General features: G+C 59.9%; 19 protein-coding genes and 1 tRNA gene. 8 read left to right on the top strand and 12 right to left on the bottom strand.

The features are described 5' to 3' along the window. Positions 1-27: 27 nt before the first annotated feature. The 7 genes from CCD76_RS09645 to CCD76_RS09620 all read right to left on the bottom strand — a co-directional run bounded on the left by CCD76_RS09645 (position 28) and on the right by CCD76_RS09620 (position 9007). The gene (locus CCD76_RS09645; protein ID WP_087719300.1) at positions 28-1314 is read right to left on the bottom strand and encodes a TRAP transporter large permease; all 1287 of its coding nucleotides are present in this window, start codon (positions 1312-1314) and stop codon (positions 28-30) included. Next, entirely contained in the window at positions 1311-1823 is a 513-nt protein-coding gene (locus CCD76_RS09640; protein ID WP_087719299.1) for a TRAP transporter small permease, read from the bottom strand. The genes CCD76_RS09645 and CCD76_RS09640 overlap by 4 nt, the downstream gene beginning before the upstream one ends. A 46-nt stretch (positions 1824-1869) precedes the next feature. Then, positions 1870-2856, bottom strand: a complete 987-nt coding sequence (dctP, locus tag CCD76_RS09635) for a TRAP transporter substrate-binding protein DctP (protein WP_256961236.1) — start codon at positions 2854-2856, stop codon at positions 1870-1872. Positions 2857-3193: 337 nt separating this feature from the next. Next, positions 3194-3337, bottom strand: a complete 144-nt coding sequence (locus CCD76_RS19750) for a hypothetical protein (protein WP_218777008.1) — start codon at positions 3335-3337, stop codon at positions 3194-3196. A gap of 167 nt (positions 3338-3504) precedes the next feature. Next, entirely contained in the window at positions 3505-5022 is a 1518-nt protein-coding gene (locus tag CCD76_RS09630; RefSeq protein ID WP_087719297.1) for an NCS1 family transporter, read from the bottom strand. A gap of 112 nt (positions 5023-5134) precedes the next feature. Beyond that, positions 5135-6895 carry a hydantoinase B/oxoprolinase family protein gene (locus CCD76_RS09625; RefSeq protein WP_087719296.1) on the bottom strand — a complete coding sequence of 587 codons (1761 nt, stop codon included), beginning with the start codon at positions 6893-6895 and terminating at the stop codon, positions 5135-5137. A gap of 18 nt (positions 6896-6913) precedes the next feature. Beyond that, complete coding sequence (locus tag CCD76_RS09620) at positions 6914-9007, bottom strand: hydantoinase/oxoprolinase family protein (protein WP_087719295.1); 2094 nt, start codon at positions 9005-9007, stop codon at positions 6914-6916. Positions 9008-9199: 192 nt separating this feature from the next. Between CCD76_RS09620 and CCD76_RS09615 the strand changes: the two genes are divergently transcribed. After that, the gene (locus CCD76_RS09615; RefSeq protein WP_218777007.1) at positions 9200-10159 is read left to right on the top strand and encodes a LysR family transcriptional regulator; all 960 of its coding nucleotides are present in this window, start codon (positions 9200-9202) and stop codon (positions 10157-10159) included. 105 nt (positions 10160-10264) lie between these two features. Here CCD76_RS09615 and codA read toward each other — a convergent pair whose 3' ends face one another. Genes codA through codB form a run of 3 tightly spaced genes read right to left on the bottom strand, consistent with a single transcriptional unit; the run spans position 10265 to position 14042 of the window. Continuing rightward, on the bottom strand, positions 10265-11536 hold the full coding sequence (gene codA / locus CCD76_RS09610; protein WP_087719294.1) for a cytosine deaminase: 1272 nt from the start codon (positions 11534-11536) through the stop codon (positions 10265-10267). 14 nt (positions 11537-11550) lie between these two features. Further along, positions 11551-12786: a PucR family transcriptional regulator gene (locus CCD76_RS09605; protein WP_087719293.1), complete on the bottom strand. Its 1236-nt coding sequence runs from the start codon at positions 12784-12786 to the stop codon at positions 11551-11553. Then, positions 12786-14042, bottom strand: a complete 1257-nt coding sequence (gene codB / locus CCD76_RS09600; RefSeq protein WP_087719292.1) for a cytosine permease — start codon at positions 14040-14042, stop codon at positions 12786-12788. The genes CCD76_RS09605 and codB overlap by 1 nt, the downstream gene beginning before the upstream one ends. A 525-nt stretch (positions 14043-14567) precedes the next feature. Here codB and CCD76_RS20645 point away from each other — a divergent pair. Further along, positions 14568-14792, top strand: coding sequence for a helix-turn-helix domain-containing protein (locus CCD76_RS20645; RefSeq protein ID WP_373419413.1), 225 nt, complete (start codon positions 14568-14570; stop codon positions 14790-14792). Positions 14793-14840: 48 nt separating this feature from the next. Beyond that, the gene (locus CCD76_RS09590; protein WP_179208892.1) at positions 14841-15842 is read left to right on the top strand and encodes a tyrosine-type recombinase/integrase; all 1002 of its coding nucleotides are present in this window, start codon (positions 14841-14843) and stop codon (positions 15840-15842) included. Between the two features lie 37 nt (positions 15843-15879). On the opposite strand, the gene CCD76_RS09585 is transcribed toward CCD76_RS09590, so the two are convergent. Then, positions 15880-15956 (bottom strand) — tRNA-Ile (locus tag CCD76_RS09585). An 83-nt stretch (positions 15957-16039) separates the two neighbouring features. Between CCD76_RS09585 and CCD76_RS09580 the strand changes: the two genes are divergently transcribed. Both CCD76_RS09580 and CCD76_RS09575 read left to right on the top strand, forming a co-directional pair. Next, positions 16040-16648: a hypothetical protein gene (locus CCD76_RS09580; protein ID WP_256961235.1), complete on the top strand. Its 609-nt coding sequence runs from the start codon at positions 16040-16042 to the stop codon at positions 16646-16648. A gap of 3 nt (positions 16649-16651) precedes the next feature. Then, a complete protein-coding gene (locus CCD76_RS09575) occupies positions 16652-17398 on the top strand; it encodes a 4'-phosphopantetheinyl transferase family protein (RefSeq protein WP_087719290.1) in 747 nt (248 codons plus the stop codon). On the opposite strand, the gene CCD76_RS19745 is transcribed toward CCD76_RS09575, so the two are convergent. Next, the gene (locus CCD76_RS19745; RefSeq protein WP_143543270.1) at positions 17387-17581 is read right to left on the bottom strand and encodes a hypothetical protein; all 195 of its coding nucleotides are present in this window, start codon (positions 17579-17581) and stop codon (positions 17387-17389) included. The two genes, CCD76_RS09575 and CCD76_RS19745, sit on opposite strands and share 12 nt — an antisense overlap. On the opposite strand from CCD76_RS19745, the gene CCD76_RS09570 reads away from it, so the two are divergent. From CCD76_RS09570 to CCD76_RS09560, 3 genes are all read left to right on the top strand, one after another. Beyond that, the gene (locus CCD76_RS09570; protein WP_087719289.1) at positions 17580-19724 is read left to right on the top strand and encodes a TonB-dependent siderophore receptor; all 2145 of its coding nucleotides are present in this window, start codon (positions 17580-17582) and stop codon (positions 19722-19724) included. The two genes, CCD76_RS19745 and CCD76_RS09570, sit on opposite strands and share 2 nt — an antisense overlap. Positions 19725-19901: 177 nt before the next feature. Next, positions 19902-21521: a pyridoxal phosphate-dependent decarboxylase family protein gene (locus tag CCD76_RS09565; protein ID WP_087719288.1), complete on the top strand. Its 1620-nt coding sequence runs from the start codon at positions 19902-19904 to the stop codon at positions 21519-21521. Next, positions 21515-22876 (top strand): lysine N(6)-hydroxylase/L-ornithine N(5)-oxygenase family protein, encoded by a 1362-nt coding sequence (locus tag CCD76_RS09560; RefSeq protein ID WP_087719287.1) that lies wholly within the window; start codon positions 21515-21517, stop codon positions 22874-22876. The genes CCD76_RS09565 and CCD76_RS09560 overlap by 7 nt, the downstream gene beginning before the upstream one ends. The last annotated feature ends 61 nt before the right edge of the window (positions 22877-22937 follow it).

The following is a 22937-nucleotide window of genomic DNA, read 5'->3' as shown; positions in this document are numbered from 1 at the left end:
GGGGGGCGCCGCCGTGCCACGATATGCTCAGTAGAAAGACGGCAGCCAAGTCACCAGCCAGGGGAACAGGGTATAGACCAGCACGGCCCCCAGGATGATCAGCCAGTAGGGGAAGGACGCCCAGGCAGCCTCTGTGACCTTGACCTCGTTATGGGTAATGGAGGTCAGCACGAAGAGATTGAGCCCCACTGGGGGCGTGATCATCCCCACTTCCATCAGCAGGGTCACAATCACCCCGAACCAGATCGGGTCGAACCCCAGGCTGGTGATCATCGGGAAGGTGATCGGCAGCGTCATCAGCAGCAGCGAGATGCCGTCAAAGAAGCAGCCGAGCACCAGATAGACCAGCACGATCAGCAGCAGAATCCCGTAGCGATTCAAGCCCAGTTCGGCGATCGCCGAGACCGCTTCACGCGGTAGCCCGAGCAGGCTGACGGCCTGGGAAAGAATCGCCGTGCCCAGCATGATCATGGCGATGGCGCTGAACATGATGGTGCCGTTGATGAATGCTGACCACAGCTGCCCTGGCGTGAGATTGCCCCACACGAAGCCCATCACGATGCTGGCCACCACGCCCAGCGAGGCCGCCTCGGTGGGCGTGGCGACGCCCATGTAGATGGTGCCGAGGACGAAGAAAATCAGCACGGGCAGCGGCCAGATCTGCAGCAGGCCGCGGAAGACGGCGCCCCAGTCCATGGGCTCGTCCTCCTCGGGGGTGATTGCCTCCCCCCAGCGGGAGCGCAGCATGATCCAGACAAAGAAGGCGCCGGAGATCATGATCCCGGGAATGATGCCGGCCAGGAACAGCTTGCCGATGGAGACGTTCTGAGTAGCCCCGTAGATGATCAGCGCCAGGCTCGGCGGAATCAGCAGACCTAGGGTGCCCCCGGCCGCGAGGGTGCCCACCACCATGCTCGGCGAGTAACCACGCTTCTTCAGCTCCGGATAGCCCACCGAGCCGATGGCGGCCGCGGTCGCCGAGCTAGAGCCGCTCACCGCGCTGAACAGCGTGCAGACGGCGATATTGGTATGCAGCAGCTTGCCGGGAATGCGCCGGAACAGTGGGGTCAGGCCGTTGTAGACTTTGGTGGAAACGCCGCTGGCCAGCAGGATGTCACCGAGGAAGATGAACAGCGGCACCGCGGTCAGCGAGAAGCCGGTCAGCAGGTTCCAGCTGGAGTTGATGGCCAGCGACGTGGCGCCACCACCCTGGAAATGCAGCAGAATAAAGCCGACCAGCCCCAGCGCGGCCCCCAGGACGGCGCCGCTGCTCAGCAGGGTCAGCAGGCCGGTACTCAGAATCACCCAGCTCATGAGATAGCCTCCCCACCGAGCGCTGCGCTATCACGACCGACGCAGCGCTGCAGGGTTTTTTTTAGCGTAATGATGATGCACATCGCGAAGCTGAGCGGCATCAGCAGCATCCAGGGCCAGAGCAGCAACCCGCTGATATCGGAGCGCGCCCCGATGGCACGCGAGAACACCATGAAGTCCCAGGACTGGTAGACGAACACCGCCGCAAAGGTCATCAGCACTAGGCCTGCCAGCTGGCCGGCGAGGCCCTGGAAGCGGACCGGCAGCTGCTTGACGACCAGATCGATACCGATATGGCGATCGATGTTCTGAACATGGGGAATGGTCAGGAAGGTGATCGACAGGAACAGCAGGCCTGCCAGCTCGTTGGAGAAGTGCAGCGGCGAGTTCAACACGTAGCGCATCAGGGTGCTGACGAAGACCGTCAGCGTCATCAAGATGCCGGCGATCACGCCCCAGAGGAACATGCCGTATGCCACCCTGTCGATCGTCTTGTCGATGATCTTCATCGTCTTGGCCTCCGAGCGCGGGGCCGGGGGGACCGGCCCCGCGATCTCATTCGTTGATCTGGCGGATCCGGTCGGTCACCTCGTCGAAGATGGCCAGGCCATCTTCCCCTGCCCGCCGGGCCAGCTCCTCCCAGGCCTCGAGCGCGGCCGACTGGAAGCGTGCCACGTCCTCGTCGGAAAACGGCTCCAGCATGGTGATGCCGAGGGACTCGCGATGGGCGCGGGCTTCGGCCTCGCGCTGGGGATCCACTGCCATCGCGCGAGTCGTCTCCCAGATATCCTGGCCGGCTTCCTCAAGCACCGCGCGCTGCTCGTCGCTCAGCGAGGTCCAGGTGCGCTGGCTGACGCCGAACATCGCCGGTGCCGCGGCCCAGGGATGCAGATAGGCCTCGTAGTCGGTGACCTCGTTGAGCGAGACTGTCTCGGCCACGGTGGAGAGGTAGTAGGCGCAGTCGACGACGCCGGTTTGCAGCGCCATATACATGTCATTCTGGGGAATGACCTGCGCCGAGATGTCCAGCCGCGTGAAGGTGTCCACCAGATGGGCGGACCAGACGCGCAGCTTGCGCTCCTCGAGCTCGGCCAGGGTATTGGCGGGCTCCTTGCAGTGCACGCCGACGTCGAACACCGGCGAGACGACGCCGCCGATGGTCTTGATACCCCACTCGCCATACTCCCTGGCATAGATCTCGCGTAGGGTGGGCAGCATCTCGAGATGCTCCTCGGCTTCCTTGATGGCGCCCTGGGCGTAGACTGCGGAGAGCTCCGGGGCATCTCGGGTGTAGTACTCGCCGTAGAGCAGGGCCATGTCCACCATGCCGCGCTGCAAAATACGCAGCATGTCCGGCTCCTTCAGGCCCAGCGAGCCGGCATGGTAGACGTCGATCTCGAGCTCACCGCCCGACTTCTCGCTGACCAGGGCGGCGAAGTCGTCGACGAAGCCCGCCTCGGGACGCGACTCGGCATAGCCGCTGTGAAACTTGAGGGTTCTCTCGGCAGCCGAAAGTGAAGTCGCGGCTAGAGTGGTGGCCAAGCTGGAAGAGCCAACCAGAAGCATTTTTTTGAGTTTCGCATTCATTTAGCTATCTCTTTTGGCGTTATTCTAGGAAGCCGAAAAGTCATACCGGCATTAATTGACTATAATTAGCGTACGACTAAGTCATAATTCTCGTCTAATGAATTATCGTCAGCGATTGATGCGAAAATTGGCATCAATAGGCACAATTCAGACGCTACCGACTTGCAGCCAACCTCCAGAAAGAAGACGTCTCCCCTCAGGTCGTCAGCTATAAAAAAGCGAGCCCGGATGGGCTCGCCTTGGAGGAAAAAGCTGTCCCGATAGCATCAGGACTGAGTGCTCGCGATGGTGTTCACGTAGTCGATGCAGCGGTCCACGGACTCGACATCGCAGGCTTCTTGACGAAGCCGACACGGCGCTGGAAGCCGCGATCCTGGTAGAGCTGGGTGGTCTCGTCGAAGGTCTGCTGCAGCATGATCATGAGATCTTGGGACATTATCATTTACCCAATATGGAAAGGTTAGTTATTTCAGATATCAAATGAACGGCTATCAAGGATTTTGCTTAAAATAGACTGAAAGAATATCCATAAAAAGTGGCATCCAATGATATTTTTGACAACTCATATATCATGGAACGCATCAATTATGCCGCCCCCTCACTTTACAAATCCTCCCGAGATGCATTCTTATCCAGCTCACTGGTATGAAGACGCAGGAAACTCTTGCTTTCCTTATCGTGGACCCAATTAAAGCCCACACTGGTGCCCAGGAAATCATCCGAACCACCCTCCACACACTCTTCCTGTGAAAAGCGCTTCATTACATACAGCTTCATGATGGCGAAGTAGATGATGGCACCGAGCAAGAAGCCAAAAAGAAACGCCCATTCGCCCGAGAAAAACGCAACGGTTCCGGCCGCGAGCCAAGCAATGATGCCTGCCGGGTTAAAGCCCTTGAGGTAGTGAAACTGGCCACCCTCCTGGTAGAGATGGGGCACATTAAGGCGGCGCTTCCTGATGAAGTAGTAGTCTGACACCATGATCCCCCCGATGGCGGAGAGGTAGGCGCCGTAGGAGAAGAGGAACGAGAACAGGTTGTCGAGAATCGCCCAGGGCATGAACAGCGTGCCCACGACGGCGGCAATCGCCACCGCGACTGGGTAGGAGATTTTGGGTGCCCCGGCATTAACGAATGCCAGTGCCGCCGGGATCAGGTTGGCTGCATTGTTGGTTGACCACTGGGCCAGGATGACGAGCACCAGAAGAACGATGAGACTCAGGCCTTCCCCCTGCCCCTGAATGACGGTGACCGGATTCCAGTCCCCCGCGGCAATGAAGGATACCGCGCCAATCAGGGCGATCCAGGCTTGAGTGGCCGGCAGAGCCAGAAGCTGTGCCAGCAGCACATTCCGGTTGCGCGAGAAGAAGCGCCGTTCCCCGGAAGGGGCCTTGACGAAACGCGTGATGTTCGGAATATCAATGGCAAGAGTCGACCAGAAGGCCACGTTGGCGAGAAAGAGCGTGAGGATAGTGAGGTCCTGACCGCCCACGAACCGCCAGATATTGATGCCCTGGGTCTGCGCCAGCACATCCAGGGTGAAATACATCCAGATCGAGATGGCCAGAATGGCAGGGGCCGCAATGGCGGCCAGCCTCTCGACGGCCTTGATCCCCATGGCCGTGTTGGCGACCTGGATCAGGGCAAAGACCCCGTACCACACGACCCAGTTCGAGAACCCGGTCAGGTACTCAAAGATGCCGTTAAGCGCCAGCGCCCCGAGATAGGTCTGGATTCCGAACCAGATCGCGGCCACGGTGCCACGAAAGACCGATGGCAAGTGAGTGCCATAGACGCCGAAGGGCGCCCTGAGATACACCGAGAACGAGAGCCCATGCTCGGTGCCGATATCTGCGGTCAGCAGCATTAGCATTGCCAGCACCACGTTCGCGACGAAAATGACCGATACGACCTGCCACAGCGGCAAGCCTGTAATGCCGTTCGCGCCCAACTGAAAAGTCGCGATCATGACGGCAATGCCGACCCATATCCAGACAAAGCCGAGTGCCGCAATGGGCTTTTGCGTATTGACGACCGGTAGTATGGATTCTTCTAGCAGATGATTCTTTTCGGAGGCAATGGGCGCAGCCTTACCGGCAATACCCGATCCTGTAGCAGACATATTCTTACCCTTGGATAGTCTTGTTGACGTTGTTTTCGAGATCTGATGTTCAGGCCGACTCAAGGATCATGAAAAAGGGGTGGGGCATTCCCCACCCCAGGCGAGCGGGTACCTAGGCACCCATTTCGCTGCGCCTAGCGGCCGTGGCCAGACGATCGATCTCCAGCTTGTCGTCAAGGACGACGCCATAGGCCTCGAAGGCATGCTCGACGGTGCAGAAGTCATCGAGCACATCTTCCCTCACCTGCTCGGGAGAGCGCTCGAGCGGATTGCCATAACCACCGCCACAGGGGGCGTAGAACGCCATGACATCGTTGGCCTTGGTTACATACCCGGAAAACTTCGACGGCATGCTGGTCTTTTCGTCGCGGGAGGCGTAATTGTAGATCTCGCACTTGCCGACGGCGCCGTCCGAGCCTCCGAAGGCCCCCCAGGGCACATGGTAATGACGCTCGCTCTCATGGGTGATGAAACCCGGCGTCAGGACGCGCTGAGCCTTGACGACCCCGATGCCCCCGCGATGCTTGCCGGCGCCGGGCATCACATCATCCCGGAGCTCATAGCGGTCACAGATCATCGGCAGGTGCATGCCCAGATCCTCGATAGGGTTATTCCGGGTATTCGCCATGAGATTGTCGATGGAGTCGGGGCCATCCGAATCAGGGCGCCCGCCATAGGCCCCCTCGTTCACTTCCAGGAAGACCCAGTAGTCGCCGCTCTCCTTTATGCCGGCGTAGGAGGCGAAGGAGATGGCGGCCGAGCTGCCGGCGATGGTCCGGTCGGGCATGACGGGAGACAACGCCTTGATGATCAGATCGATCATCATGTTGCACTGGGTAAAGCGTGCCTCGGTGGCTGCCGGAAAGATCGGGTTGAAGATCGAGCCTTCAGGCGCCACGACGTTGATGGGCCGGAAAGAGCCCTCGTTCGAGGGGATCGGTACTTCCAGGCGACTGGCATCCAGCAGCAGCTTGCGGAACCCGGCGAACGCCGCCACCTTGCATGAGCCCTCGAAGGGCACGTTATAGGCGGTCGCTGTCTGGTCGGCGGAGCCGGTGAGGTCAACGGTGACCGAATCGCCCTCGACCTTGACCGTCACCACGACGGGAAGCCGCTCGTCGCGATTGCGCCCATCGTCATCCAGAAAGCCTTTCGCCTGGTATTCCCCATCCGGGATCTCGGTGATCTTGTTGCGAAGCATCGTCTCGGAGTAATCGATCAGCTGATCGATCGCGGTGAAGGTCCGGTCCTTGCCATATTTGTCGAGCAGCTGCTTGAAACGCTTGACCCCCAGCTGGGCCGAGGCCACCTGGGCCTCGATGTCGCGCATGAGCTGCTGTGCGGCACGGCTGTTCGCCGTAATCATCTTCTCCAGCCCCTCGTTTTTCACGCCCTTCTCGTAGAGCTTCAGGCCGGCGAAGAGCATCCCCTCGGCATAGACGTCACCCACATCGATGATCAGACCCGGTGTCGCAGCGCCGATATCGATATGGTGTGCGGTATTGGCCGAGAATCCGACCAGCTCGCCCTCATAGAAGACGGGAATGATGATGGCCAGATCGGGGGTATGGCTTGATCCGTAATAGGGGTGGTTGTGGACCACCACATCGCCTTCATGCCACTCGCCACCCTGCAGGGTCTTCTCGACACCGCGCAGGTAAGCGGGGATCGAGCCGATGTGCATCGGGGTCGATTCTGACTCGCAGATGGTCTGGTAGTTCCGATCGAACAGCCCGGCCCCCAGATCCTGCGACTCGCGAATGATCGAGGAAAAGGACATCCGGTAGAGCACGTGGCCCATTTCCTCGGCAATGGTGTCGAGGGCACCACTGATGACCTGCATGGTAATTGGATCGACTTTGTTGTTTTCCATCTTGCTCACCTGAACGAGTTAGCTGGATTTCGTGATCATGAGGCTGCCGTGCTTCGACACTAGGGCCGTCCAGCCGGGAGGTACCAGGGAGGTCGAGTCATGCTGCATGACCAGGGCCGGTCCTGGAATTTCATGACCAAACAGCAGCTTGCTCCGGTCGTAGCGAGGAGTCATGTGAGAGGCCCCATCGTCGAAGGTGGTTTCCCTTTCATACATGAAGGCCTCATCCAGCCCGCTACCTTCTGCCGAGGCAAGTGGCTTCCACTCCAGCTTCTTCGATTTCGACTCGCCGACCACGCGCAGCGTCACCAGCTCGACTTCGGCCTCGTCATAGCTGTAGCCGTAGTCGGTCTTGTGCTGACGATGGAAGTTTTCCACCACCTGGCCGACGTTCTCGCGGGTCAGCTCGCCATCCGGAATCTCGGCACGCAGCTCGAAGCCTTGGCCGTGGTAGCGACACTCGGCAAAGCGAGTCAACTGGACATCGGCAGGAGCGACACCGTCCTTGGCGAGCTTCTGTGTGGCTTCCTCATCCAGGTCGCTCATTAGCCCCTGCACGGTCTCGAAGTCCCGGCTGCTGATCGATGTCAGTTCGCAGAGGTGCGAACGGGTGACCTCGTATTGCAGGTTGGTGGTCAGCAGGCCGGCCGCCGAGGTGATCCCCGGTGCGGGCGGCGCGATGACCCCCTTGGCGTTGACCTCTTCGGCCAGGGCCGGTCCATGCACCGGACCGGCACCGCCGAAAGGCATTAGCATGAATTCGCGCGGATCGACGCCCCGGGCCACGGAGTTTGAACGAATCGCCAATGCCATGTTGTTATTCACGATCTTGATGATGCCCAGCGCGGCTTCCGTCACGTTTAATCCAAGCGGATCGGCAATCTTGCGCTTGATCGCATCGTGGGAAAGCTGAGAATCAACCTTCAGGTCGCCACCCAGCATCTGGTCGGCATCCAGGCGCCCGAGCAGGATGTTGGCATCCGTCACGGTAGGCTCTTCACCTCCACGGTTGTAACAGGCCGGCCCCGGCATGGAGCCCGCCGAGCGAGGCCCGACCTGAAAGCCACCGGCCTCATCGACGTAGGCGATCGAGCCGCCACCGGCCCCGATGGTGATCAGGTCGATCATCGGCACCATCACCGGATGACCGCCCACGTAGGAGTCCCGCGGGTTCATGATCTTTATATCACCCTCGGCCAGCGTCGAGATATCCGCTGAGGTGCCACCGATATCGACGGTGATGATGTTCTTTTCGTCATCAAGGTCGGAGAAGAAGTGACCACCAATGACACCTCCGGCGGGACCTGACATCAGAATATTTACGGCTTTTTCGCAGCAGCTATCCACGGTGGCTAGACCACCATTCGACTGAATGATACGCAGGTCGGCGTCGACGCCATTTTCCTTGAGCTGGCGCTCCAGATTATTGAGATAGAGGGAGGTCTTGGGCCCCACATAGGCATTCATGGCGGTGGTCGAGAAGCGCTCATATTCGCGCATGGCATCGACGACTTCACACGAACAGCAGACGTAGGCATCCGGAATTTCTTCCAAGACGATCTCCTTGGCGCGCAACTCATGGCCCTTGTTCAGGAAGGAAAAAAGAAAGCCCACGATGACGGATTTGATACCGGCTTCCTTGAACTTCTTGGCCGCTTCCCTGACCTCATCTTCCGCCAGGGCGACCTCCACCTCGCCGGAGGGCGGCAGCACGCGCTCGCTGATGGGAATTCGATACCGTCTCTTGACCAGGGGCCTGGACTGCCAGGGCACGTCGAAGTGGAGCGAGAAGTTATGGGGACGCTTATGCCGACCGATGTGCAGAATATCCCGGAAGCCTCGGGTGGTGAGCATCCCGACTTCTGCACCATTATGCTCAATGGAGATATTCGTTGCGACGGTCGTACCATGCACGATGGTACTCACTTCACTTCGCTTGATACCGGCTTTGTCACAGACCTCAAGCACACCCTGCAATACGGCAATCGACTGATCTTGAGTGGTGCTTGGCACCTTGTGACGATAGGTACCAGCGCCGACAGAATCTGTGGAAAATGTTTCCAAGATGATATCTGTATTGGTACCACCGACATCTACTCCAATACGAGCCATAACAAACCTCACAAAGAATTATTAGATTCTATCAATCAAGAGGGCTGACTATTTTCTGGACCTGCCAGCCTGGCCTTTTGTAATTTTCGATATGGTAAAATGCCTGCTCCTTTCAACATGCAGAGGGTTTAGACTAAAGCGCAATGCAATGCCAAGGAAGCTGGACACTTTCCAGCCTATGCTTTAGAGGTAATGACTTCCAATTCCATTTTCATACGCATTGTTGTCCGGGAAATCATGAATCTAAGATTTGACCTACGCCAAGTACGGGCCTTTCTCGCCGTCTCCCAAACCCTACATTTCAAGCAGGCCGCCGAGGTATTGTGCATCACGCAACCCGCTCTAAGTCGCATGATAAAAGGGCTGGAAGAAAGCATTAGTGCCGAACTGTTCTCACGCACAACCCGACAGGTCGAGCTCACCGTGGCAGGCCGGCTTTTTCTGGAGGAGTGCCAGAAAGCCATCAACCACCTTGAGCGTGCCAGCCACCTGGCACGGCAGGCGGCAAGTGGCGATATTGGACACCTCTCCATCGCCTATAATGACTTTTCCATCAATGGTGTCTTGCCCAGCATCCTGGAGCTTTTCAAGGAGCAGTACCCAGAGATTACCGTTGATCTCGCCTACATGCCCTCACATCAGCAGCACAAGGCGCTTCTAGATCACGAAATCGATGTCGGGTTCCTCATTGGTCCGCTAGAGCTCGAGGGTATCGAAACCTATCGTGCCGCCACAGAGAAGATTGTCGTCATACTGCCTCGACGCCACCCTCTGGCCACTCGCAACCAACTCAATATTGCCGACCTGGCGGACGAAAAGTTCATCATGGGTACGGAAAGCGGCTGGAGCGAGTTTCGCCATACTATCTTCAACCTTTGCATGCGCGCCGGCTTCACTCCTCAAGTCGTCCAGGAAGCCAGTACCAGTAGCGGCATCTTTGGCCTTGTCGCCGCCAATATGGGTATTTCCCTGTACTCCGACTGCATTACCCGCTTCCAGAGAGAAGACATCGTCGTTGCTCCACTGGATGATGACACTTGCACGGTCGAGACCATCGCCGCTTGGAGCGGCGCCTATGTCACCCCAAGCTTTCAATTGTTCCGGCAACATCTCAAACACCAGCTAGACAACCCACCCCTTCCCAGCACCTGACGCCTGGCCTGCCTGATAAATTTCTCGATAAAATGTTTACGGCACACAACTGAACATTATATCGAGGATCCTGGACGCCCCCATCCAGGACCCCGATGTCATGTATCAGGCGGCATCCTCGCAGAGCGAGTTTTGGGCTTCCGTGCTCATTACCACGTGACTCGGCGTACGCTGCATCAGCGTGCGACCATGCCGCACTGACATCAACACCTCGCCCTGATTGCGAAGCACACTGTAATCATCCGTTCCGTCTAGGAGAATGAAGTTGCCGGGCTTGCCCACGGCAATCCCATAGCGCTCTTCCATTTTGAGCGTTTTCGCGCCATTGTCGGTAATCAGGTCAAGCGAGTGGCTAAAGTCGCGATAGCCCATCATGTGGCAGATATGCAGCCCGAAGTCCAGCGTACGCAGCAGCTTGCCATTGCCCAGTGAATACCAGGGGTCGCAGATCGAGTCCTGGGCGAGACAGACATTGATCCCCGCTTCATTCAACTCCTTGACCCGGGTCAGGCCACGGCGCTTGGGGTAGCTATCGAAGCGCCCCTGCAGGTGGAGGCTCTCTGTCGGGCAGGAGATGAAGTTGATGCCGGAGCGTTTCAGCAGCCTGAACAGTTTCGAGCAATAGGCGTTGTCGTAGGATCCCATGGCCGTGGTATGACTGGCCGTCACGCGCGGCCCGATTCCGTGAGCCAATGCCTCGGCGGCCAGCACTTCGAGAAAGCGCGAGTTTGGATCATCGATCTCGTCACAGTGGACATCTACGAGCCGGTCATACTGGATCGCCAGTTCGATCACCTTCTTCATGGACGTTTCGCCCATCTCTCGCGTGTATTCGAAGTGGGGAATCCCGCCGATGACGTCGGCACCGATCTTGAGGGCCTCTTCCAGCAACGCCAGGCCACGGGGATAGGAAAGCATCCCTTCCTGCGGGAAAGCGACCACCTGAATATCCACCTGCTCCTTGAGCTCATCACGCATGGCGCAAAGGGTGCGCAGACCGACCAGGCTAGGATCGGTGATATCCACGTGGGTGCGGATGTGCTGAACGCCATTCTGGATGAGCAGTTCAACCGTCTGGTTGACGCGCTGGCGGACATCCTGCTCGGTCAGCATCGGCTTGCGCTCGCTCCAGCGCTCGATGCCCTCGAAGAGGGTGCCGCTCTGATTCCAGTTCGGCTCGCCTGCCGTCAGTGCCGCATCCAGATGGATATGCGGCTCGACGAAGGGAGCACAGAGCAGCTTGCCCTGGGCATCGAGCTGCCCATCACCGGCAGGCAGCCGCTCACCTTGTTCTTGGATGTCGGTGAATACGCCATTCTCGATGGTCAAGGTATGCAGTTCAGACTTATGACGAAGGCGTGCGTTAATAATCTTCATGGTATACCTCTTATTTATGACTTGCCGTAGGCATCTATCGAGTGATGATGAAAGAGTATCTGTTCGATCAAGAGGGCGTTTTGCAGATTGAGTCGCACATATGGATCCTGCAGCGAGTGCCCGGTGAGTTGCTCGGTACGCTTCAGTCGCTGGCGTAGCGTATTGCGATGGATACCAAGAGCGGCGGATGCCTGCTGTTGGTTGCCCAGGAACTCGAGAAAGGCTCTTACCGTATGCTTGAGTACGAGTGATTGACGATCATGGGCGAAACACAGCGGACCCAGCTGCTCCTCACAGAAACCGGCCAGCATGCTGCGCTGAGAAATTGCGGCAAATAGCCGTGCGATGCCCAATCTTTCATAGAAAAACAGCGGCGAGTTCTGTTGCTGCTGGGCAAACTGGAGGGCCTGAGTTGCCTGATCGGCGGCCTTTGCGAAATGGCGTAGCCCTGACTGGCGCTCACTGACCCCGGCATACAGCGGCCATGACGGCTGCCATGCCTTCAGCGTGCTCATTGCTTGCTCTAGGGTTTCCGGCAAGGTGGCGATCTGTTCAGGCGGAGTGGGCCAGATGATGATCAGGCTGTGTTCGTGCTGCAGTACCGGCCACTCGATGCCTCGCCGCTTCAACAACTCGACTAACTGCTGTTCCAGCACGTGGAGGTCTTGCGGCTGAACCCTTCCCCCGCCGCTCGCGTCCTGGGCCTCACGACGTTCTGCCAGGCGGATCGCCACCAGCACGTAGCTGCCTTCCGCCTCGAGCCCAAGCTCCTTCGCCCGCAGCTGAATCAGCTCCGGGGTATCCGCGACCCCATGGAACAGGCGCGTCAGGAACAGCTTCGTCGACTGACCGATGAGGTTATCCTGTACAATCGCGTTACTGAGGGTTTCCGTTACGACCACCAGCGGCAAGGCATAGGGCTGCTCGAACAGCGGACACCCCAGTTCGTTGGCCAGCTTGATCACACTGCCAGGAATCTCTCGGATGCCGTCTGCACCGGTCAGCATGGCGATGCCGGCCACTCGCTGCTCGATGCCCTCGCGGACCAGTTGCTGCAAGCTGGCCTCGCTGCGAGGCTGGCTGATGCCCGTCACGAACACCAGCTCACCGCCACGCACCCAAGGCGCCAGGCTGTCGCCCTCGGCGACATAGGGCCAGCGAACCACGTTCTGGCTACCCTGCCACCCGGCCCGCAGTCGAATGCTGTCGAGGCCGGGCAGGCAAGAGATATCGGCGCAGAGGATGGCCATCAGCTCTTGGTCACCGCCACCGCGGCGGAACGAGATGGCAGGTAGCTGAGCGCGCCGTAGCCAATGACGGCCGCCAACACGCCCGCGACGGGGGGGAGCACGGGCGACGCGTAGGCCGCCGCGGAGCCGATGACGTAAGCCCCCAGTCCCTGCCAGTTGAACGCCGGCAGGCGAGCTTCCGCCAGGGTCGGATACTGGCCTTTATGCTTGAGCCAGAAATCAGCCATGATGACCCCGCCGATCGGCGGAATGAAGGTCCCTAGCAGTACCAGGAACGGAATCAGCAGGTTGTACATGCCGCCAATGGCCAGCACGGTACCGATCATGGCGCCACTGACCGTGACGATACGGCGCTTGTCGGTGCGCAGCAGGTTGCAGCCGGCAACGGCGAAGTTGTAGATGGTGTTGTCCTGAGTGGTCCAGATGTTCAGGAACAGCATCAGCACCGCCAGCACGACGAGCCCTTGTGCCAGCAGCACGTCCACGATGTCGGCCTGCTGGTAGATGAGCGCGCCGAGGGCGCCGGTGAGCACCATCAGGCCATTACCCACGAAGAAGGCGGCCAGGGTGGCGATCACGGCCACTTTGGGTGTACTTGCAAAGCGGCTCCAGTTGGTGGCTTGCGTCCCCCCGCTGACGAAGGTGCCAAACACGATGGTAATGGCGGCGGTCACGTTCATGGTGGCCGTGGGGATCTGGCTGGCCAGCCCCTCGAGGCCCCCCACATCGATCAGGCCCTTGTAGAGGCTGATCAGGATAAATATCAGCATCGCCGGCACGGCAAAGCGTGACAGCAGGTCCAGGCCGCGATAGCCGACCATGGCGGTCAGACAGAAGGCCAGACCAAAGAACACCATCAAGGGCGTCGTGTAGGCCTCCGGGATGCCGGTCGTCTTCACCAGGATCAGCGCGATAGTGGCGGTGCCCCAGGCATACCAGCCGATCTGGGTAAAGCCGAGAATGACATCCGACAGCTTGCTGCCCACCTCACCGAAGCAGAAACGGCCCATCAGTACCGAATTCAGGCCACTCTTGCAGGCGATATACGCCAGCGTGGCGGCGTAGCCGCCCAACAGCAGGTTGCCGGCCAGGATGATCCACAGCAGCTCGCCAATGGCAAAGGCTTCGCCGAGTGTGCCACCTGCCCACATGGTGGAGGTAAAGAAGGTGAACCCCAGCAGCACGAGAGACGTGGACACAAGCCCCTTTCGGTCGCTTCTGGGCACCTCAGTCAACGGATAATCGGAAGGTTCCATGACATAGCTCCTTGATGTTGTGTATTGAGGATGCTCTGCATGGGTATGTGCAATGTACGTGCCAACTACTGATCAAATCATATTATTGAGGACGCGATGTGTAATATGTAGACAACTGGCGGGAGTAGAATGTGCACATTGCATATCGCTTTAGCAGGGTACGTGCATATGGCTAGCGCCTTCGGCATGGCATGCGCCCAAGACGACCAGAGCGCACCATGGCGGTGCGCCTACTGAGCCAAAAGGTGTTGATCTTCGCTAGAGCTCAAGCGATGGGAGGGGAGAGAGCATCGAGACAATGCCCCACATGGGCGGGAAAAGCCTGCCCAAGCTGCGGTATTCCATCGGAAGCCGGCCATGTATTTCTTGGAAAAGGTGATGAACAGTATGAATAACATCATGATGGCTGGCGGCATGATCACATCCAGCCGAGGACTAACGCCATATCGAGATAGGCAAGACCCGTAGCCGCAACCAACCTACTCACTGACCTTATTCGTCACTCAAACGGCAAAACAATGACCAATGCCCACCGACCTGCTGCGAACCTTTGTCACGATAAAGGACCTGGGAGGTTTCACTAGTGCTGGCGAGCTTCTTGGTCGGTCGCAGCCGGCCATCAGCCTTCAGGTCAAGAAGCTAGAGGAGCTGCTGGGTTATTACAATCGCCAGCGGCCCCATACGTTTAATGCAGGGATCCCGCCTGCGTTAGCTGAAGAAAAACTTAAAACACTGTCCGGGATTAATTGAACACTACAGATCACCTCTACTTTGGTGGCGACGATACCACCTAAATGGGTGTCCGGTTTTAGTGAACCACTACAGAAAGATCGCAACACGTGGGTCGTGCGGTGCACGATCGACGGTCAGCGCACTCAACGAACTTTTCGCACAGAAGGAGAGGCAAGGCAGTATGCGCTAAAGGCGGAAGCTCAGCGCCAGGAAGATAAGTTCAACGGAGTCATGGGCCGCAAACCCAAATTCACTTTCTCCGAAGGGCTGCAACGCATGGTCAACGAATACGATGTCCGCTCGCAGAAGCAACACATCCTGCTGGTAGCAAGATGGATGGATGACCACGCTCCCGGCGTGATAATCGGACAGGAGCTACTGGACGCAGCGCGCAGGATGCAAAAAGCTCTCAAGGAGAAGGGATTAGCCCAATCGACCATTAACAACCGAACTCAGGTGGTCAAGCGGGTGCTCTCATTGTCATACCGGGAGTGGGATTGGATAGATCTGCCGCTGGACGGCAAGCTGCGCAAACCATCGCCCAAGAACGAACGGCATATCTACCTGACAGAGGTAGAGCTTGCCGAGCTGCTTGAAGCAGTACCCGAGCGGTACAGGGTCGAACGAAGGGTGATCCTACTGGCAATGCTGACGGGCATGAGGCGAGGAGAGCTGATGGGGCTAGAGCCGGGCAACGTCCATAACGGTCGTATCCTTCTCAAGCCAAACCAAACCAAGAACGGGAAACCCAGAGTAGTTCCATTGACTGAAGAAGCACTGGCGCTTGTGGACGCCTTGCCGTTCGATACCACCGGAGACAGAATCAGTGGCGCCTTTGAAACAGCTAGAGAGAAGATTGGTCGCCCTGAGATTCGCTTCCACGACTCGCGGCACTGTTACGCCTCTCTGCTCGCGAGTAAGGGAGAAGCTCTGACGAGCATCAGGGATCTGCTGGGACATTCGTCGCTCGTAGTGACCAGCCGCTACGCGCACGCGGATCCCGCTCGATGGGACGGTGTTATGACTCGGTTGCCGAAAATCAGCAACCAAACCGCAACCAAGCATTGAGACCGCTGTCGAATAATCCCATAAGCCACTGATTTAATGGTGGGCCCAGCAGGACTCGAACCTGCGACCAAGGGATTATGAGTCCCCTGCTCTAACCAACTGAGCTATAGGCCCTGAAACGCGGGAGCCGTATGATAACCAAAGCGGCCGGCACAGGCCAGCCGCTATCGAAGGTTTGCACGTCCAGGGAGGACACGATGTCATCGAAAACGATCATCCGCCGTATCATGGGTATCGGCCTGACCGCCGGGTTGACGGCGTTCCACGGCGTGGCGCTGGCGGCCTGGCAGCTCGATCCCGAACAGTCCCAGGTCACGGCGACGGTGACCGAAATCACCAGCGGCGGCGAGTCGATTCCCCATGAGCACGCGCTGCGCCGCATGGAAGGCCAGATCAGTGCGGATGGCACGCTGCAACTGCCGATCCGGCTCAACCAGACCGACGTGCTCGATAGCCTTGGCGAGCTGCCGCCGTGGATGTCCTCGCTCACCAGCACGACGCTGGTCACGGTCGTCACTCGCCTGCCGCCGGAACGCATCAACTCGCTGGCGGTCGGCCAGTCGACGGTCGAGATACTCACGCTGAGCACGGAATCCAACGGCGAGCAGCGCCAGGAGAAACTGCCGGTGCGCTTCACTCGGGAAGCGACCGACGTGGTGCGTGCGCGCAATGCCGAGCCGGTCTCGCTCGACGGCAAGGAACTGATGAAAAACCAGACCGTGCGTTCGATCCTGTCGCTGATCGGGTATCAGCAGATCGGCGACGAGGTCCCGGTCGAACTGAATGCCGTGCTGGTCGACCGCTAAGCGATGCCTGACACCGTCACCCCGTTCGAGATGCTACCCGCCGGCTGCCACTCGCCACGGAGCGAGTGGCCCTGGCGGCTCGCGCTGCCGGAGGCCCGCTTCAGCGCGCTGTGCTTCGAAACCCAGACGCTTTGCGATGCAAATCTCGGCGATTGGGAACTGGCCCTGCCGGATCGCCTGACGACGGCGGCAGCCAAGCGCCGGGCGGAGTTCCTGGGTGGCCGTCTTACCGCTCGCCGTGCGCTCGCCGCGCTGACCGGGTCGCCCTCGACACCAGCGCAGGACGCCGAACAGCTCCCCGACTGGCCAGCCGGCACCGTCGGCTCGATCACGCATAGCCGCGGCCTGGCAGCGGCGGTGGTCGCCAATCGGGCAGCCTATCAGGGGGTCGGGCTGGACGCCGAGGTCGTGATGAGTGGCGAACGCGCCCGGCGTCTGGCAGCGCAGATTCTGGTGGCCTCGGAACTGGCCTGGCTGGACCGGCTGCCCGCCGAGCGGCAGGGGGAATTCCTCACCCTGGTGTTCTCGCTCAAGGAGAGCCTGTTCAAGGCGCTCTATCCGCTGGTCGGGCAGCGCTTTTACTTCCCCCATGCCCGCTTGATCGACTGGGACGCCGAGGCGGGCGCGGTGTCGATCGAACTGCTCAAGACGCTATCGGCGCAGTGGCCAGCCGGTGCGCAGCTATCCGGGCAGGTCGCGAAAATCGATGGCTATCTGATGACGTTGATCGCCGTCCCCTCACGATCCTGAGCACGCGAGCTCTTCTTGCTCCCGCTTCGCCGGATCGCCGGCAACCGCCGCCCTCGCCGTATCGTTCTTCTCTTTTTGAAAATAATTGTCATTGCGGTTCAGAAACCGGACGCCCCTACGTCTTCTTATTGGCAACATCCATGGATAAGAACGATTTTCATTCAAGGGGAGCTTGTCGTTCATGCATCATGTTCTGCGTTACCCGGTCAGCGCACTGGCCTGCGCTTGCCTGTCGTTTCCGGTCTGGGCCCAGCAGACGGTAACGACCTCGATACCCGCGACGAGCGGCGATTCCGCGTCGCTCGACACGGTCACGGTGACCGGCCAGTCCGCCGCCACCAAGACCGAGACGCCCATCCTCGAAACGCCGCAGACCGTTTCCAATGTCGACCGCGAGGAGATGGACGAACGCGGCGTGCGCACCTTGCGCGAAGCCGCCCAGTACACGCCCGGGGTCTACACCAACCAGGTCGGCGCCTCCAACCGCTACGACTACCTGGTCATGCGCGGCTTTTCCGATGGCAGCCTGAGCAACACTTATCTTGACGGGCTTAAGGTGATGGGCGATGCCAACAGCTACAGCTCGATGGTGATCGATCCCTGGTTTCTGAATAACGTCGAGATCGTCAAAGGGCCGGCCTCGGTGCTCTACGGGCGCTCGTCTCCCGGTGGTCTTGTGGCCTTGACCAGCAAGAAGCCGCTGTTCGAGAACCGCAACGAGCTCCGTTTCAGCACCGGCACCAATAGCCAGCGCAGCGCAGCGTTCGATTTCTCCGGCCCGCTGGACGACGAGCGGCGCGTCGCCTATCGGCTGGTCGGGATCGGCAGCAAGGCGGACACCCAGTTCGATCACGTCGAAGAAGAGCGCTACGCCATCGCGCCATCGATCACCTGGGATGCGACCGACGACACCACGATCACGTTCATGGCCTATCTGCAGAAGGATCCGGAAGGCGGCTATCACTCCGGTGTGCCCTATGAAGGCGCGGTAACCAGCCACAACGGCCACCATATCAGCAACAATTTCTTCGACGGCGAGGACGACTACGACAAGTTCGAACGCACCCAGCGCATGTTCGGCTACGACCTCGAGCACCGCTTCAGCGATGACATCACCGCCCGCCAGAAATTGCGTTATCTGAACTCGGACGTCGAACTGAACCAGGTTTACGGGTACGGCTGGGTATCGACGGATTCCAACGAATTGAACCGATACTACTCGGGAGGCCGCGAATCCCTCGACGCCTGGACGCTGGACAATCAGGTGGAAGCGAAGCTCCAAAGCGGCTTCATCGACCATACCGTGCTGGTCGGCGTGGATTATCAGAAACGCAGGAATGACGTGGTCTGGACGGCCGGTTCCTTCCCCAGCCTCGATGCCTTCAACCCCAGCTATGGCGCCGAGCCGATCGGGGACATCGCCGTCACCAATGATGAGCGGCATGAACTCAGCCAGACCGGGATCTACCTGCAGGACCAGATGGCGATCGACCAGTGGCGTGTCACCCTCGGCGGGCGCTACGACTGGGTCGATATCAAGAATACCGATCACTACAACGATACCGAGAGCACACTCGACGACACCCAGTTCAGCGGCCGCGCCGGCGTACTCTACCTGTTCGACAATGGCGTTGCGCCCTACTTGAGCTACAACACCGCCTTCACCCCCACCAGCTTCGTCGATGCGAATGGCGATCTGCTGGAACCGATGGAAGGCGAACAGTGGGAAACCGGGCTCAAGTATCAGCCGCCGGGCAGCCGGGATCTCTATACCCTGTCGCTGTTCCGGATCAATCAGGAAAACGTGGCAACCAAGGAGCAGCCTACCGATCCCTACCGCTCCGTGGGGGAGATACGCTCCCAGGGTATCGAGTTACAGGCGCAAACTTGGCTGACCGACAACTTCCGGCTGCAGGCGGGCTACAGCTATACCGACATCCGCTATACCAAGAGCGACGACCCGAACGAGGATGGCAACTACGCTATCTACGCGCCGCGCCACCAGGCCAGTCTCTGGGGTCACTATTCCTTCAAGAACGGAGCCTTCGACAACGGCGCGCTAGACGGGCTGGATGTCGGCGTCGGCGTGCGCTATTACGCCGATATCTACGCCGACCGCGCCAATACCGAAATGGTCCCCGACTACACCCTGGTGGATGCCGCCGTGGGCTATGACCTGAGCCAGGTCGGGCTGCAGGGCGTCAGCGCCCGGGTCAACGTGGGTAACCTGCTCGACAAGGAGTATGTCGCCTCCTGCAACTCCCTCGAATACTGCTACTTCGGCGCGGAGCGTAACGTGACCGCCACCGTGGCCTACGAGTTCTAGCATGTATCCGCTCTAGCATGATCCCACGCTGATCGATCGCCGGCTGCAGGAAGCGGCCGGCACTCATCGAACCGCTTCACTCACCGCTTCGCTCTCTCTTTATGCGCGCTTCCAGCGTCGCATCGGCTACGCCTTTGTCTGTCATGAGGCGCCAGAACGGCAATCAGGAGAAACGTCATGCGACATGACACGGAATTCGCCACGCCCATTCCTTTGCATCGGTCCCGGCCGCCAGGCTCCCCGGAAGCACTGGCACTGTTCGGTGAAGCGAGTCTCGATGCCTACCGAACGGGCATGCAGCGCTGCATGGATCTGGTCCGCCACACGCTGACCCAAGCGCAAGGCCCCTGCAGCGGCATCGAGCCCCACGAACTGCAGCCCGCGTTCGAGGCGATCGATCTCGACCGGCCGCTCGGCGATCTCGATGCCAGCCTCGAGGAGGTCCAGCGGCTCTATCTCGATCACGCCGTGCATTTTCATCACCCGCGCTACGTCGCCCATCTCAACTGCCCGATCACGCTGCCGTCGATCCTCGCCGAGGCAATCACCACGCCGCTCAACACGGCAGTGGAAACCTGGGACCAGAGCGCCGGCGCGACCCTGATCGAGCAGAAGCTGATCGACTGGACCGCGGCACGCATCGGGCTCGGCGACGACGCCGACGGGGTGTTCACCAGCGGCGGCACCCAGTCCAACCTGATGGCGCTGGCCATCGCCCGCGATAGCGCCTGCGAAGCGATGCCTGGCCACGGTGGCAATCGCCATCATGGCCTCCCCCCGAACTACAGGGACCTGCGCATTATCACCTCGGAAGTCAGCCACTTCAGCGTGAAGAAGGCCGCCGCGCTGCTGGGGCTGGGCTACGATGCCGTGATCGCGGTGCCGTGCGACGCGGACAAGCGCATGGATCTGGAAGCGCTCGAGACCGCGCTAAAGGCTTGCGACGAGGCCGGACGAATTCCGTTCGCGATCGTCGCCACCGCAGGCACCACCGACTTCGGCAGCATCGATCCGTTACCGGCGCTGGCCGAACGCTGCCGGCAGCGCGGCATCTGGCTGCATGTCGATGCGGCCTACGGCGGCGGGCTGCTGCTCTCTTCGCGCCATCGCCACTGGCTCGCCGGCATCGAGCAGGCGGACTCGGTCGGCATCGACTACCACAAGACCTTCTTCCAGCCGGTGAGCTGCAGCGCCTGCCTGGTTCGCGATCGCCGCCAGCTGCGCCATGTCACCTACCACGCCGACTATCTCAATCCCCGCGACCAGGCCGAAGGCGGCACGCCGGACCTGGTCAACAAGAGCCTGCAGACGACCCGCCGCTTCGATGCGCTGAAGCTGTGGATGACCCTGCGCACGCTGGGCGCCGATCACCTGGGCGACTGTCTCGACGAGGCGATCGAACTGACCCGCCAGACCTATCGCATGCTTCGAGCGCGTGACGATTTCGACGTGCTGATGGCCCCGGCGCTGAGCACGCTGGTGTTTCGCTATCGTCCGGTGGCGCTGGAAGAGGATGCCCGGATCGAGGCGATCAACCGCCGGATTCGTCAGACGCTGTCACGACGCGGGGCGGCGGTAGTCGCCGCTACCCGGGTCGACGGGCGCTTCTATCTCAAGTTCACCCTGCTCAACCCCCTGACCCGCCTCGAGGATCTGACCGCCCTGATCTCGGAGATCGCCGATATCGGCGGATCCTTGATGTCGCCCCAGGTATCGCTCCAAACGACGCCTCAGACATCACTCCAAACATCGCCCTCTGCTCGCCCGTCAATCGTTCGGAGAAAGACCTCATGCTGAGCCGCATCCATGACTTCATCGCCATCGGTCTGGGGCCGTTCAACCTCGGCCTCGCCTGCCTGACCGATCCGGTCGACGATCTCGACGGCCTGTTTCTCGAGCGTCGTTCGAGCTTCGACTGGCACCCCGGACTGCTGCTGGAAGACGCCACGTTGCAGACGCCCTTCATGGCCGATCTGGTTACGCTGGCCGATCCGACCAGCCGCTTCAGTTTTCTCAATTACCTGAAAGCCCAGGGGCGGCTCTACCGCTTCTACATCCGCGAGAACTTCTTCCTGCTGCGCAACGAATACAACCAGTACTGCCAGTGGGTCACCACGCAGCTCGAGTCGCTGCGCTTCGATCACGACGTCCAGTGCATCACCTATGACGAGGATGAACGGTGCTATCGCGTTCACTGCCGGGACACCCGTGCGGGCGATCCCGACGACGATGCCGACCATGATTTCGACGACAGTGGCAACCGCATCTATCGCACCCGGCGGCTGGTACTGGGTACCGGCAGCGAACCGATGGTCCCGGCGTGCTGCCAGCCGGTGGCCGAGCGCGTGGTGCACTCCTCGCGCTATCTCGAGCACAAGGCGGCGCTACAGGCGAAGTCAGCGATCACTATCGTCGGTAGCGGCCAGAGCGCCGCCGAGATATATCTCGACCTGCTCGACGATATCGACGCCCATGGCTACACCCTGAGCTGGGTCACCCGCTCGCCCCGCTTCTTTCCGCTGGAGTACGGCAAGCTGACCCTGGAGATGACCTCGCCGGACTACATCGACTATTTCCACGCGCTGCCCGAGTCGACCCGTGACGAGCTGATGCGCCAGCAGAAAGGACTCTACAAGGGCATCGATCTCGATCTGATCAACACGATCTACGACCGGCTCTATACCAAGAGTCTGCAGGGCAAGGTGGATACCCACCTGCTCACCTGCGCCCAGTTGGAAAGCTGCCATTTCGATGCCGCCCATCGGCGCTTCGACCTGACCTTCACCCAGACCGAGCAGAACCGGCGTTTTGACCACCGGACGGCGGGGGTGATCCTCGCCACCGGCTACGCGGCGCACAGGCCGGACTTCCTGGCGCCGATCGAGCACCGCATCCGGCGGGACGACGCGGGCCGCTACGCGGTCAGCCGTTACTACGGCATCGGCACTGAAGACGACATCTTCGTCCAGAACGCCGAGCTGCATACCCACGGGCTGGTCGCGCCGGATCTCGGCATGGCGTGCTATCGCAACGCCTGCATCATCCGCGAACTGGCCGGGCGCGAGGTCTATCCGATCGAGCGCGGATTCACCTTCCAGGACTTCGGCGCGCCCGATGACTGCGTGTTCCAGCCGCAGCGGGCCACGGCGTGACGGCTATCGCGCACCCCGATTCGCCATTCCCGATTTCCGATTTCCGTCAGGAGAGAGACTC

This window comes from Salinicola salarius (assembly GCF_002179555.1).
Lineage (GTDB): Bacteria > Pseudomonadota > Gammaproteobacteria > Pseudomonadales > Halomonadaceae > Salinicola > Salinicola salarius_A.
Note: the sequence above shows the minus strand (reverse complement) of the source record. Positions and strands in the feature narration are given on the sequence as shown.

Excerpts from the sequence above, each read along its gene's own strand:
- CCD76_RS09560 (WP_087719287.1), top strand. The coding sequence starts at position 21,515 with ATGCTGAGCCGCATCCATGACTTCATCGCCATCGGTCTGGGGCCGTTC.
- CCD76_RS19750 (WP_218777008.1), bottom strand. The coding sequence starts at position 3,337 with ATGTCCCAAGATCTCATGATCATGCTGCAGCAGACCTTCGACGAGACC.
- CCD76_RS09570 (WP_087719289.1), top strand. The coding sequence starts at position 17,580 with ATGCATCATGTTCTGCGTTACCCGGTCAGCGCACTGGCCTGCGCTTGC.
- CCD76_RS09640 (WP_087719299.1), bottom strand. The coding sequence starts at position 1,823 with ATGAAGATCATCGACAAGACGATCGACAGGGTGGCATACGGCATGTTC.
- CCD76_RS09615 (WP_218777007.1), top strand. The coding sequence starts at position 9,200 with ATGACTTCCAATTCCATTTTCATACGCATTGTTGTCCGGGAAATCATG.
- CCD76_RS20645 (WP_373419413.1), top strand. The coding sequence starts at position 14,568 with ATGCCCACCGACCTGCTGCGAACCTTTGTCACGATAAAGGACCTGGGA.
- CCD76_RS09580 (WP_256961235.1), top strand. The coding sequence starts at position 16,040 with ATGTCATCGAAAACGATCATCCGCCGTATCATGGGTATCGGCCTGACC.
- CCD76_RS09605 (WP_087719293.1), bottom strand. The coding sequence starts at position 12,786 with ATGGCCATCCTCTGCGCCGATATCTCTTGCCTGCCCGGCCTCGACAGC.
- CCD76_RS09575 (WP_087719290.1), top strand. The coding sequence starts at position 16,652 with ATGCCTGACACCGTCACCCCGTTCGAGATGCTACCCGCCGGCTGCCAC.
- CCD76_RS09620 (WP_087719295.1), bottom strand. The coding sequence starts at position 9,007 with ATGGCTCGTATTGGAGTAGATGTCGGTGGTACCAATACAGATATCATC.
- CCD76_RS09565 (WP_087719288.1), top strand. The coding sequence starts at position 19,902 with ATGCGACATGACACGGAATTCGCCACGCCCATTCCTTTGCATCGGTCC.
- CCD76_RS19745 (WP_143543270.1), bottom strand. The coding sequence starts at position 17,581 with ATGAACGACAAGCTCCCCTTGAATGAAAATCGTTCTTATCCATGGATG.
- CCD76_RS09630 (WP_087719297.1), bottom strand. The coding sequence starts at position 5,022 with ATGTCTGCTACAGGATCGGGTATTGCCGGTAAGGCTGCGCCCATTGCC.
- CCD76_RS09645 (WP_087719300.1), bottom strand. The coding sequence starts at position 1,314 with ATGAGCTGGGTGATTCTGAGTACCGGCCTGCTGACCCTGCTGAGCAGC.
- codB (WP_087719292.1), bottom strand. The coding sequence starts at position 14,042 with ATGGAACCTTCCGATTATCCGTTGACTGAGGTGCCCAGAAGCGACCGA.
- codA (WP_087719294.1), bottom strand. The coding sequence starts at position 11,536 with ATGAAGATTATTAACGCACGCCTTCGTCATAAGTCTGAACTGCATACC.
- CCD76_RS09625 (WP_087719296.1), bottom strand. The coding sequence starts at position 6,895 with ATGGAAAACAACAAAGTCGATCCAATTACCATGCAGGTCATCAGTGGT.